We start from the raw sequence: 15,872 nt of genomic DNA on the forward strand, positions 1-15,872 counted from the left end.
TGAGAGGTGAACAACATGAATAATCAAGATTTACGTGTACAACGAACAAAAAAAGCACTCATTACTACATTCTCAGATTTGCTTGAAACAAAATCTTTTGACAATATCACGATTCAAGATTTATGCGAAAAAGCAAATGTACGTCGTTCTACATTTTACCGTCATTTCAATGATAAGTATGATTTACTTAATCATATTGTTGGTACATTAATTGAATATTTTCGAACGTTACATTTGCCTGAAATTGATCCAAAAGATCCGAGACAATTTTTCAATAAATTTATGAAAGATATTTTACTTTTCATTAGTGATAACAAAGCAATGGTAAAAAGTGTCATTTCTATCAATATTTATAGTGAAGTTTATCAAATTTTATATAATCAAATTTATGCAGTGGTTAAACGACAAATTGAATTTGATAAACAAATTGGACAATTTTACATAGATGAGTTCATTTATGGAGAATTTCTAACTGGAGGCATTTTAAGCGTTATTCTAAACTGGATTCAGTATGGTCAACAATCCATTGATGACGTGTCTTCAGATATCGTTACCATGATTTGTGGAGCGAGAGAAGTTCATTTAAAGTTATTAAAATAAAACGAGAGCGGGAAACAAATATCGTAATGATTTATTAAATTGTTTGATATTCATCTCACATTTAATAGTACGGTAAAGTGTATCCCGCTTTTATTTAGAACCATTTCCATACTTTTTTAGCATTTACTCGTGGATACGTCGTTTCTGGTAAAAAATCACGTTTATAGTGCACATAGGCTTTTCCATCTTTATTGATTCGTATATCCCATTTTTTATTATCTTTAGGAACGGTATCATATAAATTTTTATCTACTTTATATGTCTTACCGCCAATCTTATGTTCTCCTTTAGATAATACTTTTTTGTATTCATATTCTTTGCGATAATGTTTAAAAATCGCATTCCCTATTCGATTACGATTGTATTTAGCATTATTATCCATATACGGTGCCACATTCATAACCACTTCATTGAGTCGAAGGTGATTCTGTTGGTTAGTTAAAGCAATATTATATCCTTTATCACTCGTACCCGTTTTCAATCCATCTGTACCTTTTAAGTAAAGGGGCTCATGTTTAATTGATAAATTAGTATTGTTAAAAGTATAACCTTTTTGAGTATCTTGACTAAGTTGCGTTATGTTTAAAATTTGCGAATGTTTGGCGATTAAGTGATGAGATAATATCGCAATATCTTCTGACGTACTTTTAGGATAAATATCTTTTCTATATTTCTTTGGTGCTTGTTGTCCAAGTAAATCATTAGCAGCACCTGCTGGATTCACAAAATGTGTATGTTTCATATGAAAAGCCTTAGCTTGTGCATTCATTTTGTCTGTGAACGTTGACGTATTGCCGCTCACTTGTTCTCCTAAAATCATTGCGGCTGAATTGCTTGAAGGTAAGGTTGCCTGTGTTAATAAATCTTTAATAGTATATATTTGACCTTGATTTAAAGGGACAGATGTTAAATTTGGCTTTTTAGATAATTGATCATACGCGCTCGTGATTTTAACTTTATCGTCTAACTTAAGTTTTCCTTGATGAACTGCTTCTAATGTTAAATAGAGGGTCATCATTTTAGACAAAGAAGCAGGATCCGCTTCTTTATTTCCTTGGAAATTATATAATATTTGGCCTTGTTGTGTCGTAAGCGTTACACCATCAGGTTCATAATTTGAACTTACTGCGACATTACCTTCTTTATTTGTAATATCAACGGGTGTTTCTGCTGCATGAGAGATTGAAGTTCCTAATAATGTAAATAAACTAAGTATTCCAATATTTTGTGTTACTTTCAAAAACATTATATTACCTACTTTTATTTTTATAATATTGTATAATATATTTTATAACAACTTTATAGGCGAATTACAACTAAGTATCTAATATATATTCTTTAATTATAAAATAAAGAAGAGTTGAACAAATGGTCTTATGAATTTTGTCCAACTCTTTTGTTTATAGCATACTATTGATAGGATTTATCTCCTTTAAAATATTGACGATCTTTCTCACTATACACCTTACTTGGATCTAAAAATGGCTTTAATTTATATTTAAAATCATATAAATTTAATCCATCAATCGCAACACGATCTTGATAGACACTATCATTGCCGATATCTGTAAAATTATTTGGTCCTACACCTGCTAAAAATTTAAATCCTTCATCATGAACAAGGTATTGATATGCTTTAGACCCTCTATCTTGAGCACCGTGTGGATATATAAATAAGTCTGTTTTTCCTATAATGGGCTCTACTTCGTTTTTCCAACGTTTCGTATCACGAATAATTTGATCATATGAACTATTTGCAAAATCGATATGTCCCCATGAATGACTTGCAAATGTCCAACCATCTCGTTTCATTGCTTTGACAACTTTTTTAGCATCTTCTTTACGTTTTAGATAATCTTTATTATTTAACTCATTTGTTCGATAACCTAACACGCCATTGTATCCTGTTAGCGCAACGACGCCTTTTTGACCATTGAGTGAAAAGTCAGGATGGTCTTTCACGAATTGATTCAATATAGGTACAATATCATTTGTTTCACTTGTTGTTACCTTACCATTTTTATCTTTAGTTTCAGAAACGACATGTTGTTTCTGATCTAACACTAAACGATCTGCATATCCATGACCTCTCATGTACTCATAATAATTCATATCATCAATGGATAAAATTAATGGTTTCTTACCTTTAGGTAATTTTAATTCTTTTCTAGTAACTGTCTTTCCTTTTAAATCATAAGCCTCATGTGGATCTATTAATATGTAATGGTGTTTATAGAGTTCATTTAATGAACGCTTAAACTCATCAGCTGTAATCATCCAATCGAAATTACCCTTAGCTTGATTCTTCTCTTGTGTAAAAGCTACTTTAGGTTCAGTAATCACTGGATGATAAAATACATGTGCAATATCACCTTGATACACTTGCCAATCTTTTTTATTCTGAGTACTTTTTTTCGCATACATATTTTCGATATTTTCTTTATCCTTTTTAGTGTCTTTCTGTGATGATGACAATGTTGAAAATTGACATGCACATAAAACTATAGATATTAAAACAATAAGCGTGCTAAGTAAATATGTCTTAGTCATATAGTTACTCCTTTAATTTATAGAAATATTATAATACCTTTCAACATTATATAATAATTTTATATTATTTATAATAGATGTTGATCAACTTTTGAATACACTTATTTTAAAATTAACTTAACACGTTTATATACAACAACTACATATCTAAATCTTTAGCGATATCATTTATTGTAGGCATACCACCTTGTGCGCCAAGTGCTGTAACTGAATGACTGGCAGCGACATTAGCAAATGCAATAGCTTTAGCAAGTGAATCGTCTTTTTGTAATCCGACTGCAAGCGCACCATTAAATGTATCCCCTGCGCCTGTTGTATCTTTTACTTCTCGTTCAATACCTTGAATTTCAACTTGTTCTAAACCATCATAAAATACAGCGCCCAAAGCACCTTGTGTCACAATCAATTTATCAGGATAACGTTCTAAAGCTTGTTCAATGTCTCCTTCAAACATATTTTCACTTTCAGTTTCATTTGGTGTTAAATATGTCACTTGTTCCAATATATCATCTGAAATGTCTCTATATGGAGCTGGATTTAAAATAGAAGTGAGTTCATGTTCATAGCAATAATGAACAGTGTGAGCAACAACATCAGCTGGAATCTCTTGTTGAAGTAACACAATATCTCCTTTATTTGCTTTTGACAAAGCTGAGTCTACCAAAGAGACTGTAACTTTATGATTTGCTGAAGGTACAACAATAATACTTTTGTCATTATCAGCTAGTGTAATGTGTGCGGTACCTGAAGGTCCTTTTACTTTTTTTACATATTCAACATTTACATGATTATGCTTTAGATTTTCAAGAATTTGTTTACCTAACGTATCATCGCCAATACACCCTACCATGTGAACATGGTCACCTAATCTTGCTGCTGCCACTGCTTGATTCGCGCCTTTACCTCCTGGTGTAGTGAAAAATGTATTTCCTAATACAGTTTCACCTTTACTTGGCACTTGGTCAGTCGACACAACCAAATCCATCGACATACTTCCCACAACATAAATACGTTTCATATTAACCCTCTCCTTTTTCTTTCTCATCCATATCATATCTAAATTAGCATAAATAATAAAAAAAGAGTGAGACAACACATTCAAAAAGAAATGCGGTCTCACTCTTATTAATATGTTCTAGCTTTTAACTTCATGCTGCTCTTTACCTGCAAACATCACTAGCCACGTTGCAAAAATAAATGGAGCGGTTAAAATAGGAAGACCAATTGGAGCTAATGTTGTAGCTAATGCACCATGCATCACTACTGTTAATAATAAACCAGTAATCACTGCAAGAATCCGATTGAATTTTGTTTTAAACGTCGCACCCAACGCAATACCCGTTAATATTGAGTTATAGCCGTACAATCCATCCGTAATAGTGGGATGGTCTCCACCTAGTAATGTAATACATACCACTGCTAAAATACTTGATACTATCGCATAGATCCCACCTTTTACTGAGCCAATAAAAATACCAATCATAATTAACAGACTACCAATGATTGATGTCACTAAGAAAATTTCACTAAAATTTGTAATGATACCACTAATAAAATTCACATGTGAATGACTGATGTCTGGATGTTTAATTTTAGTAGGCAAAATATCTATTGTAATATGCATTTTTGAAAATTGCGTGCCCATTGCTAAAATTAACCAAGTCATGAAAACAAATGGAAAAGTTAACATAGGTAGACCATATGGTTTTAAAATTTCTCGGATTGCAGCTCCAACTGGTAAAGTAAGAATCGTCGCCACAATAAGTACAATCCAGTTCATTAAAGATACTTCTAAGAATAATGCTAACCCGATTGCTGTTAATACTGAATTGTATCCAGCTAATCCATCATGGATTTCATCCTCACTATAATTAAAGTACGGCGCTAGGATAAGTGCAATGAGACTTCCCACTGCTGCTCCTAATCCAACTTTCCAATTTGCAATAAATAATCCTATAAGAATACACAGCCCTGACCATTTATTATTCATAAATACGACTTGAGCAATATTTTTTAAGAAAATCTCTACATATTTCATAAACTCACCTTTATTATTTTATTCATTTCCTTTCTAATTATTATACCTTTTAAACACTTTTGTAACATTAAAAATATATAGAAATTTAATTTAAAAAGTAATTTTAAATAAAGTTAAAAGATAAATTACTTGTTAAAAATATTCTACAGTTTTATGATTAATGTTGCAGTACTTATTTTTAAAAGAAAGAAGGCATAACAGTGCATTTTACTCAACGGGAACAAGATAAATTAATGATCGTGGTAGCTGCTGAAGTAGCGCGTCGACGTAAAGCACGTGGCTTAAAATTAAATTATCCAGAAGCATTAGCACTTATTAGTGATGAATTACTAGAAGGTGCACGTGATGGTAAAACTGTAGCTGATTTAATGAGTTACGGTAAACAAATTTTAAATAAAGATGATGTCATGGAAGGCGTCGATAGCATGTTGACTGATATTGAAATTGAAGCAACATTCCCAGATGGAACTAAATTAATCACTATCCATCATCCAATCGTGTAAGGAGGATTTATAAATGAAACCTGGTGAAATTAAAATAAAAAATACAGAAATTGAAATTAATCAAGGTCATTTTGCAACAGTGATCAATGTTAAAAATACTGGAGATCGTCCAATTCAAGTTGGTTCACATTTTCATTTCTTTGAAGTCAATGAAGGTTTAAAATTTGATCGGGAAAAAGCATATGGCAAACACTTAGATATTCCTGCTGGTGCTGCTGTTCGTTTTGAACCTGGTGATGAGAAAAAAGTTCAACTTGTTGAATATGCTGGTAACCGTAAAATTTATGGTTTCAGAGGTTTAGTTAACGGTGAAATTGACGAAGATCGCGTTTATCGTCCAACTGGTGAAAATGATGAATATGCTGCGCCAAAAGGTGATAATGGCGAAAAAAATGTGAACAAAATGGGAGGTAAACAGTAATGAGCTTTAAAATGACTCAATCTCAGTATACAAGTTTATATGGTCCAACTGTTGGCGATGCAGTACGACTAGGTGACACTAACTTATTTGCAACTGTTGAAAAAGATTATGCAAATTACGGTGAAGAAGCAACGTTTGGTGGCGGTAAATCTATTCGTGATGGCATGGCTCAAAACCCTAACGTTACACGTGATGACCGCAAAGTAGCTGACTTAGTATTAACAAATGCATTAATTATAGATTATGACAAAATTGTTAAAGCAGATATCGGTGTTAAAAATGGTTATATCTTTGCAATTGGTAAAGCAGGTAACCCTGATATCATGGATAACGTAGATATTATTATTGGTTCAACAACTGATATTATCTCTGCTGAAGGTAAAATCGTAACAGCTGGTGGTATCGATACACACGTTCACTTTATTAACCCCGAACAAGCAGAAGTTGCGCTTGAAAGTGGTGTGACAACACATATCGGTGGTGGTACGGGTGCATCAGAAGGCGCTAAAGCTACAACCGTTACACCTGGACCTTGGCATATCCATCGTATGCTAGAAGCTGCTGAAGATTTACCAATTAATGTTGGTTTCACTGGTAAAGGACAAGCTGTAAACCACACTGCATTAATTGAACAAATTCATGCTGGTGTGATCGGTTTAAAAGTACATGAAGACTGGGGTGCAACTCCTTCAGCGTTAAGTCATGCATTGGATGTAGCAGATGAATTTGATGTACAAATTGCATTACATGCTGATACATTAAATGAAGCTGGGTTCATGGAAGATACAATGGCCGCTGTAAAAGACCGTGTTTTACACATGTACCATACAGAAGGTGCTGGTGGTGGACATGCTCCAGATTTAATTAAATCTGCCTCATATCCTAATATTTTACCGTCATCTACAAATCCAACCTTACCTTATACACACAATACTGTAGACGAACACTTAGATATGGTTATGATTACACACCATTTAAATGCATCTATCCCTGAAGATATTGCTTTCGCAGACTCACGTATTCGTAAAGAAACGATTGCAGCTGAAGACGTATTACAAGATATGGGTGTGTTTAGCATGGTAAGTTCTGACTCTCAAGCGATGGGTCGTGTTGGTGAAGTTATCACACGTACATGGCAAGTTGCACATCGTATGAAAGAACAACGTGGTGCTCTAGAAGGTGATACTGACTATAACGATAACAATCGTATTAAACGTTATATCGCAAAATATACAATTAACCCTGCGATTACACATGGTATTTCTGACTATGTTGGTTCAATCGAAAAAGGTAAATTAGCTGACTTAGTTCTATGGAATCCAGCTTTCTTCGGTGTAAAACCTGAACTTGTTGTTAAAGGTGGATTGATTAACTCAGCAGTGAATGGTGATGCGAATGCTTCTATTCCGACATCAGAACCTATGAAATATCGTAAAATGTATGGTCAATATGGTGCAAATAAACAACACACTGCGATTACATTCGTTTCTAAAACAGCATACGAAAATGGTATTTATAACCAACTTAATTTAGAACGTATGGTTCGCCCTGTTCACGGTATCCGTAATCTTACTAAAAAAGACATGAAAAATAATGATGCAACACCTAAACTAGATGTTGACCCACAAACATATGAAGTATTTGTAGATGGTGAAAAAATTACAAGTGAACCTGCAACTGAACTACCATTAGCACAAAGATACTTCTTATTCTAGGAGGCACTTAAATGATAGTAGAAGAAATTCAAGGCAATATCGCTAATCTTTCTGAAGAAGAAAAACAAAAACATATCGAAAAAGTATACCTTGAAAACTCTGATTTGGTTAAACGTATTCAACGTGTTACAACCGATCACGGTAATGAAATCGGTATTCGTTTAAAACAACCTATCGATTTACAATATGGCGATATTTTATATCAAGATGACAACAATATGATTGTAGTAGATGTAAACTCGGAAGATTTACTTGTCATTAAGCCACGTAACATACAAGAAATGGGAGATATTGCGCATCAATTAGGTAATCGTCATTTACCTGCGCAATTCACAGAAACTGAAATGCTTGTACAATATGACTACCTAGTAGAAGATTTATTAAAAACGCTAGGTATTCCCTATAGCCATGAAGATCGAAAAGTGAATAAAGCCTTCAGACATATAGGTCATTCACATGATTGATCATTCACATTTACGACTATTTCAGTTCTGTGATTCACAATTCCCTACTGGCGCATTTAGTCATTCATTTGGACTAGAAACGTATATTCAACGTCAGACAGTTCATGATGCTACATCATTTAGAGAATGGTTAGAACTCTTTCTAAATGAGCAGTTAACCTATTCAGATGGCCTTACAATGCGTTTAGTTTATAACGCTTTAAATAATGGTGATACAGAAAAAGTATTACACCTTGATCAATTAATTTATGTCCAAAGTTTACCAAGAGAAACACGTGTAGGTACTAAACAAATGGGTACACGTATGGTAAAACTTGCTATAGAACTTTATGATAGTCCATGGATTAATTGGTATCATCAACAAATGAAAGATAAACGTGCAAAACTGCATCCAGCTATTTGTTTTACAATGCTAGGACATTATTTAGGCGTCGATATTGAAACGATTATTGATTACTATCTATATCAGAACGTTTCCAGTTTAACGCAAAATGCAGTACGTGCAATTCCCTTAGGTCAAACAATAGGACAACAAGTTGTGACGGAGATGATTCCACATATCGAACGGACACGACAACACATTCTCACATTAAGCGAAGATGATTTCGGTTTAACAGCTCCTGGCTTAGAACTGAATCAAATGGAGCATGAAAACGTAAACGTGAGAATCTTTATTTCATAGGAGGTAATATACATGGCAAATCCAATTAAAATTGGTGTAGGCGGTCCTGTAGGTGCAGGTAAAACACAATTAATTGAAAAACTTGTACGTCGTCTATCAAAAGATATGAGTATTGGCGTGATTACAAACGATATTTACACAAAAGAAGACCAAAAAATCTTAGTGAATACTGGTGTTTTACCAGAAGATAGAATTATCGGTGTGGAAACGGGTGGCTGTCCACATACAGCAATTCGTGAAGATGCATCAATGAACTTTGCTGCAATCGATGAATTATTAGATCGTCATGAGGATATTGAACTTATTTTCATCGAATCAGGTGGCGATAACTTAGCTGCTACTTTCAGTCCTGAATTAGTAGATTTCTCTATTTATATCATCGATGTAGCTCAAGGTGAAAAAATTCCACGTAAAGGTGGACAAGGTATGATTAAATCTGATTACTTTATCATTAATAAAACAGATTTAGCAGAATTTGTTGGCGCATCACTTGACCAAATGGCAGAAGATACTAAAACATTTCGTGGCAATCGTCCCTTCACATTTACAAATTTAAAAACCGACGATGGTTTAGATAATGTCATTGAATGGATTGAACGTGATGCATTACTTAAAGGATTAGCTTAATGGTACAACATCAATTCGATTCGAAACCTTCTTGGACTGGACAATTGGATCTCACTGTTTTTAATAATGGTGAGCGTTCTGTTGCTCGTAATATCTTTTTCGAAAAAGCGTTAAAGGTTATTCGTCCAGTTTATTTAAATTTCTCTAAGATTCCAACATTTTATATCGTCAATGTTGGCGGTGGTTATTTAGATGGCGATCGTTATCGTATGAATATTAATGTCGAAGAAGAGGCTAAAGTCACTTTGACCTCTCAAGGTGCAACTAAAATTTATAAGACGTTAAACGATTGCGTGAAACAATATCAAACATTCAATATAGCAAAAGATGGTTATATGGAATATGTAGGAGACCCTATTATTGCTTATGAAAGAGCAAAGTTTTTCCAACATAACATTTTTAATTTAGATAAATGTGCATCCATGTTCTATACCGATATTTTAACCCCAGGCTATTCTGAAAAAGACACACCATTCACTTACGACTACATGCATTTAATTAATGAAATCTATGTAGACGATGCGCTTATCACTTATGATAATTTACGCATGCATCCAAGTGAAACAAAAATGAGTTCGGTTGGCTATATGGAAAATTATACCCATCTTGGTTCGGCTTATTGTATACACCCTGATATAACGCAAAAATTCATTGAAGATGTGTATGATGAAATTAAAGATTATACAAAACAATACGATTGCCGTATTGGTATTACACAATTACCTACACATGGTTTTACAGTACGTGTATTATCTAATCTGACACAAGAAATTGAAGAAGTGCTTACACGCGTCCAAGCTTATATTGCAGATAAATTGTATCATCGCCAACTCGACTTTTTAAGAAAATATTAATAAATTAATTAAAATACACCTTATATCTTGAGTATAAAGACTCGATATAAGGTGTTATTCTTTTACACTTATTTTTCTATTTTTATTTATTATCATTAAATATATATTGATAGATATCATGCGACACTTGTTCAAAATCATCAACATTAAGTGAAAGATAGAATTTGAGTTTAGGCTCTGTTCCTGAAGGACGTAATGCGACAAATCCTTCATCAAAGATTAACCGAATCACATTTGACTTTGGTAAAGCTATCGACTCAGTAGTACCATCATCTTTATTTATTCTCTCTTGGCTTTGATAATCTTCAACTGCGATCACTTTTAATCCGCCCAACGTATCTGGAATGTGTTGACGAAGGTGTTCCATTAACGTTGCAATTTCTTGTTGCCCCTTTTTTCCTTCAAATATTTTAGATGTAGGTTGATCGCGATAATATCCTACTTCCTCATATATATCCGTTAAGGCATCGTGTAATGTTTTACCTTCATTTTTTAAAATAGACGCATATTTAATGACTAACGGAACAACTTGAATCGCATCTTTATCTCTTACAAATTCACCCGCAAGGTAACCATAACTTTCTTCATAAGCGAAAATAAATGTTTCATCCTCACGTAATTCACGAATCGCCTTAGCAATAAATTTAAAACCAATTAAGACTTCCTTCACAGTAACCCCATGTTGCTTTGCGAAACGTTTCCCTAGTTCACCACTTACAATGGATTGAATCATGATTGGATGTTTAGGAAGCGTCGTATGATCGACTAAATATTTAATCATTAACGCACCAATCTCACTGCCATTAAAATAGTGAATATGACCATCATGATCTCGTTCAACGAATCCCATTCGATCCACATCAGGGTCTGTCGCAATGATTAAATCCGCTTTAGAGTATTGGGCTTGTTTGATAGCTAAATCAAACGCTTCATGTTCTTCTGGATTGGCACTTTTTACAGAACTAAAATCAGGATCAATTTTACATTGTGCGTCAACAAGTTCAATCTTATTAAAGTGAAGATGGCTTAGCAACTTCGGAATAATAGGTGTTCCTGTACCATGTAAACTCGTATACACCACATTTAAGTTTGATGGAGGTATGTCACCAATCAATTGGTTAATTTCCGCAAAATAGTACTGATTAATATCTTTTGGTAAAGGTAAAATATTTTCTTTAATTAACGTCTCATTTAATTCAATGTCTAAATGAAGTGGATCATCTAATTGTTCAATATACTTAGCCACTTCAAGTGAGGCGACATCGTCGAGCTGTGCTCCATCAGCACCATATACTTTAATGCCATTATAATCTTTAGGATTGTGACTAGCTGTAATCATAATGCCTGCAGACGTTTGAAGATATCTCACTGCATAAGATAACTGCGGAGTCGTTTGATATGTATCCGATACATATACTTTAATATGATGAGACGCTAAAATATGCGCGATAATGTCTGCAAATTCTGCTGATAAATGACGAATGTCATAATGAATGACAATGGAAGGTTGTGTCATATTATCTTGTAAATAATATGCAATTCCTAAAGCTAGACGTTGAATGGTATATCGATTTAAACGTCCTGGACCTAAACCAAATTGACCACGAATACCTGCTGTTCCAAAGGAAAGTGTCGTTTCAAACCCTTCTTGTTGAAATTGAGATGATTGTTGGTCATAGAATGATCCTACGAGACTATCTGCTTTATGTGTTATCCAATTGTCTTTCATCCAATACTCCTCTCATACATGATGTATGTCCTATTCTTTTCTTTAGTATAATCGATATCTATTTATGTTTCACATGATACTTATCTTTTTTTAATTAAAATCCTATCTACAATAATACAATTCAAAAACACCCTCACTACGATAAGTAAGGATGTTTTTAATTGTAATTTATAGCTATTTACGATTGAAATTGATAGCTTTCATGTCCTTTAGCGAAACCTTCTACTGTATAAATCATTGATCCACCTTCTGAATTATTCTCAATATCATTGGTACATATTAACAATTGATTTGTACCTGGAATAAATTGCGGATGCGTAGAACGCAACATTTTCCCTTCATCACGACCTGGCATCAAGATTTGACCAATAGGATACCCTCTTTTATTAAAGACAAGAACTCGGCCTTGTCCATACATTGCAACATATAAGTTGTCATCACTATCAATACAAACAGAATCAGGTCCTTCATGACCAGTAAAATAATACGGTATGGTTGCTCCAAACGGTGCAATAGTCACACCATCATCTTCTAATTGAATACGGTGAAGTCGATTCGTCGTTGTTTCAGTTATCCACAGTACTTTTTCATCAGTACTAAGTGCGATACCATTAGCAACAGAAATATTTTGTATCACGGGTGTCACCGTTTTAAAATCAGGAGAAACGTAGTAGACGCCACCTTTAGGATTCGTTGAATACCCTCTAAAGTCGGTGAAATAAAAACCACCTTTACTATCAAATACCATATCATCAATACAATAATCTGTATTGATGTCTGAAATAATGTCTTCAAAGTGTTCTCCATGTTCATCTGTTGCGAAAATACCACCTGTAGATTCAAAGTCACCTAAGTAACATGTAAACAGTCGTCCATCTTTATGAATTTTTACTGCGGCTGGATTTTGTTTTTCTGATTGAAACGCTACAGAAATATCTTTACTTGGCAGATTAACTTTAAAAATCTTTCCACCAAATACTTCACATAAAAATAAGTTATGTGCTCTATCAAAAATAAGTCCTTCAAGTTGAAGTCCTTCATCTGAAATTTTTAACCATGGTTCAGCTGTAACTGTTTGTAATTCACTTTCAGAAACAATAGGAACCACACTTTTAGATTTACCACTATACGTTAATTTAGGTAATTTATTATCCAACATATTAAATAAGCCTCCTTATGTCATTCATTTACATAGTTTATTATACGCTTGAAACATTCTAAACTTAAGCTTACTATATGTAATCGATTTCAATAAGTAAAATGATTCTCCTTGTATAGGTCAATTGACTGATTTATGAGCGCAAATATTGAAAGAAGTTATAATTTTGTTAAAATATTATAATGTCGATTTTTATATAAATAACAATTTAGATACGTTTAACATACAGATAAATTAACTTTTAGAGGAGAATCAGAAAATGGATTATAGAGTGTTATTGTATTACAAATATACAACAATTGATGACCCTGACACATTTGCTACCGAACATTTAGCATTTTGTAAAGAGCATAACTTAAAAGGTAGAATCTTAGTATCTACAGAAGGTATCAACGGTACATTATCTGGTACAAAAGAAGATACAGATCAATATATTGAACATATGCATGCAGATGAACGTTTTAAAGATATGACGTTCAAAATTGATGAAGCTGAGGGACATGCATTCAAAAAAATGCACGTACGTCCTAGAAAAGAAATTGTTGCTTTAGGTTTAGAAGATGATGTAGATCCACGTGTGACAACTGGTAAATATTACTCACCTAGTGAGTTTAAAGCTGCATTAGAAGATGACGATACTGTTATTTTAGATGCACGTAATGATTATGAATTTGACTTAGGTCATTTCCGCGGTGCCATTCGCCCAGATATTACACGCTTCAGAGATTTACCAGATTGGATTCGTGAAAATAAAGAAAAATTAGATGGTAAAAACATTGTGACGTATTGTACGGGTGGTATCCGTTGTGAAAAATTCTCAGGCTGGCTTGTAAAAGAAGGCTTTGAAAATGTAGGACAATTACATGGCGGTATTGCTACGTATGGTAAAGACCCAGAAACAAAAGGTGAGTACTGGGATGGCAAAATGTACGTCTTCGATGAACGTATTAGTGTCGATGTGAACCATGTAGATAAAACTGTGATTGGTAAAGAACACTTTGATGGCACTCCATGCGAACGTTATATTAACTGTGCAAATCCAGAATGTAATAAACAAATTTTAGTATCCGAAGAAAATGAAGCAAAATATCTTGGCGCATGTTCATATGACTGTGCCAAACATGAGCGTAATCGCTACGTTGCAAAACACCATATTAGTGATGAGAAATGGAATCGTCGTTTAGAAAACTTTATAGATGTTCCTGAACATATTCACGCATAATGACATGTACCCTTTATAAGTATCAACCTACTTTTAAAGGGTACTTTTACATACCCACTGTGCTATAATAACTTAAATTGAAACTTACATAAGGTGATTGTTATGAAGAAGCACAGTAAAGATTACTTCCATCTTTTTTATAGTCAGCTATTCGCAAATACTGGAGACGTGTTAACCATTGTCGGCTTAATTTCGGTAGTATATAGTATGACCTCAAAAACGACTGCCGCTTCTATGATTCCAATTATTTTTACTTCTGGTCTCTTTATTAGTAGCTTTATTTCAAATTATATTTATCAATATTTTACTCAAAAACAAGTATTATGGATTTTCCAAGGGCTTAAACTTGTGAGTCTATCCATCATCGCAAGTCTACTTATGTTCGAACGATCTCCAATATTTATTTTTATTCTATTATTTATAAATGCTCTATTTGATGGATTTACCAATCCAATTAAGAACGCGATGATTCCTTTTATTGAAAAGAAAGAATACATAACTTCGGCGAACGCTTTAATGAATATGATGAGTAGTATGGTTCAATTGTCGACATGGGCATTAGGTGGATTTCTGATGAGTCTGATTGGCGCTAAATATTTATTTTTATTTGCGCTTGTACTAGAAATCCTATCCTACTTCTTTATTATTCAACTTTCAGAACGGCATATTTATAATAATGAAAAAGAAAATATATTAAATAGCTTTAAAACTGTATTACGTCATAACTATTCCAATAAACTGAGTTTATATCTAAATCTATCTATAATTTTCGAATCTGTCGCAACGTCCATTTGGGTTGCTGCAATTATTCTTACATATACGAGAACATTTTTACATGTCGATGATTTTTGGTTTGGACTCATCAATGCTGCCTTCTTTAGTGGGACAATTATTGCTGGGTTATGGATGAATGATAAAGATCAATTTTTCACAAAAATAAGTTACCCTATTATTATTTATATTCCGCTCATATTAGCTTTGATTAATGCCAGTTTTATCCTACATAAATCTGTGTTACTTGCTTTACTAATTTCATTATTAATGGGAATTTTCGAAGATTCACGCTATATTTCTTTAAACTCAGTTGTACAACGTGAAGTACCAAAAGAAGCCCTAACATCCACCTATATACTGAATAATTTATTAAACAGTGTATTTTTCTCACTTGGTACTTTAGGTATTTCTCTTGTTGTAGATAATCAAGGAGTGATGTGGGCATATGTAATTAGTAGCGTTGCTTATGTGTTAACATTTGTTTTAGGTTTATATTTTAAAACAGCAATTAAAAATTAATTTACGAGGAGACGA

The 15,872-nt window shown here is 33.4% G+C and carries 16 protein-coding genes; 10 read left to right on the forward strand and 6 right to left on the reverse strand.

Annotated features, from left to right (window positions below):
• Nucleotides 1-15 precede the first annotated feature (15 nt).
• On the forward strand, nt 16-600 hold the full coding sequence (locus HMPREF2953_RS09900; protein WP_049334894.1) for a TetR/AcrR family transcriptional regulator: 585 nt from the start codon (nt 16-18) through the stop codon (nt 598-600).
• Nucleotides 601-694: 94 nt separating this feature from the next.
• On the opposite strand, the gene pbp4 is transcribed toward HMPREF2953_RS09900, so the two are convergent.
• The 4 genes from pbp4 to yut all read right to left on the reverse strand — a co-directional run bounded on the left by pbp4 (nt 695) and on the right by yut (nt 5,188).
• On the reverse strand, nt 695-1,846 hold the full coding sequence (gene pbp4, locus HMPREF2953_RS09905; RefSeq protein ID WP_070673159.1) for a penicillin-binding protein PBP4: 1,152 nt from the start codon (nt 1,844-1,846) through the stop codon (nt 695-697).
• A 164-nt stretch (nt 1,847-2,010) separates the two neighbouring features.
• Complete coding sequence (locus HMPREF2953_RS09910; protein ID WP_070673161.1) at nt 2,011-3,150, reverse strand: polysaccharide deacetylase family protein; 1,140 nt, start codon at nt 3,148-3,150, stop codon at nt 2,011-2,013.
• Nucleotides 3,151-3,289: 139 nt separating this feature from the next.
• Entirely contained in the window at nt 3,290-4,168 is an 879-nt protein-coding gene (locus HMPREF2953_RS09915) for a ribokinase (protein ID WP_070673163.1), read from the reverse strand.
• Between the two features lie 117 nt (nt 4,169-4,285).
• On the reverse strand, nt 4,286-5,188 hold the full coding sequence (gene yut, locus HMPREF2953_RS09920) for an urea transporter (RefSeq protein WP_070673165.1): 903 nt from the start codon (nt 5,186-5,188) through the stop codon (nt 4,286-4,288).
• Between the two features lie 200 nt (nt 5,189-5,388).
• Here yut and HMPREF2953_RS09925 point away from each other — a divergent pair, with 200 nt between their 5' ends.
• From HMPREF2953_RS09925 to HMPREF2953_RS09955, 7 genes are read left to right on the forward strand one after another with little or no spacing between them, the layout of a single operon-like run.
• Nucleotides 5,389-5,691, forward strand: coding sequence for an urease subunit gamma (locus HMPREF2953_RS09925; RefSeq protein ID WP_002449337.1), 303 nt, complete (start codon nt 5,389-5,391; stop codon nt 5,689-5,691).
• A gap of 13 nt (nt 5,692-5,704) precedes the next feature.
• Nucleotides 5,705-6,112 carry an urease subunit beta gene (ureB, locus tag HMPREF2953_RS09930; protein ID WP_070673166.1) on the forward strand — a complete coding sequence of 136 codons (408 nt, stop codon included), beginning with the start codon at nt 5,705-5,707 and terminating at the stop codon, nt 6,110-6,112.
• Nucleotides 6,112-7,827 (forward strand): urease subunit alpha, encoded by a 1,716-nt coding sequence (gene ureC / locus HMPREF2953_RS09935; RefSeq protein ID WP_049415848.1) that lies wholly within the window; start codon nt 6,112-6,114, stop codon nt 7,825-7,827. Before ureB ends, ureC begins: the two co-directional genes overlap by 1 nt.
• Nucleotides 7,828-7,838: 11 nt before the next feature.
• The gene (gene ureE / locus HMPREF2953_RS09940; RefSeq protein ID WP_070673168.1) at nt 7,839-8,291 is read left to right on the forward strand and encodes an urease accessory protein UreE; all 453 of its coding nucleotides are present in this window, start codon (nt 7,839-7,841) and stop codon (nt 8,289-8,291) included.
• A complete protein-coding gene (locus HMPREF2953_RS09945) occupies nt 8,284-8,973 on the forward strand; it encodes an urease accessory protein UreF (RefSeq protein ID WP_070673171.1) in 690 nt (229 codons plus the stop codon). Before ureE ends, HMPREF2953_RS09945 begins: the two co-directional genes overlap by 8 nt.
• A gap of 12 nt (nt 8,974-8,985) precedes the next feature.
• Nucleotides 8,986-9,600 carry an urease accessory protein UreG gene (ureG, locus tag HMPREF2953_RS09950; protein WP_002449460.1) on the forward strand — a complete coding sequence of 205 codons (615 nt, stop codon included), beginning with the start codon at nt 8,986-8,988 and terminating at the stop codon, nt 9,598-9,600.
• Complete coding sequence (locus HMPREF2953_RS09955; protein ID WP_049418080.1) at nt 9,600-10,454, forward strand: urease accessory protein UreD; 855 nt, start codon at nt 9,600-9,602, stop codon at nt 10,452-10,454. The genes ureG and HMPREF2953_RS09955 overlap by 1 nt, the downstream gene beginning before the upstream one ends.
• An 82-nt stretch (nt 10,455-10,536) precedes the next feature.
• On the opposite strand, the gene HMPREF2953_RS09960 is transcribed toward HMPREF2953_RS09955, so the two are convergent.
• Entirely contained in the window at nt 10,537-12,183 is a 1,647-nt protein-coding gene (locus HMPREF2953_RS09960) for a phospho-sugar mutase (RefSeq protein ID WP_070673173.1), read from the reverse strand.
• A 178-nt stretch (nt 12,184-12,361) separates the two neighbouring features.
• Nucleotides 12,362-13,342: an SMP-30/gluconolactonase/LRE family protein gene (locus HMPREF2953_RS09965; RefSeq protein ID WP_049418084.1), complete on the reverse strand. Its 981-nt coding sequence runs from the start codon at nt 13,340-13,342 to the stop codon at nt 12,362-12,364.
• A 259-nt stretch (nt 13,343-13,601) separates the two neighbouring features.
• On the opposite strand from HMPREF2953_RS09965, the gene HMPREF2953_RS09970 reads away from it, so the two are divergent.
• Nucleotides 13,602-14,564, forward strand: coding sequence for an oxygen-dependent tRNA uridine(34) hydroxylase TrhO (locus HMPREF2953_RS09970; RefSeq protein ID WP_070673175.1), 963 nt, complete (start codon nt 13,602-13,604; stop codon nt 14,562-14,564).
• A 102-nt stretch (nt 14,565-14,666) separates the two neighbouring features.
• Nucleotides 14,667-15,857, forward strand: a complete 1,191-nt coding sequence (locus HMPREF2953_RS09975; protein WP_070673177.1) for an MFS transporter — start codon at nt 14,667-14,669, stop codon at nt 15,855-15,857.
• The last annotated feature ends 15 nt before the right edge of the window (nt 15,858-15,872 follow it).

It is taken from the genome of Staphylococcus sp. HMSC072E01 (assembly GCF_001814125.1).
Classification (GTDB): domain Bacteria; phylum Bacillota; class Bacilli; order Staphylococcales; family Staphylococcaceae; genus Staphylococcus; species Staphylococcus hominis.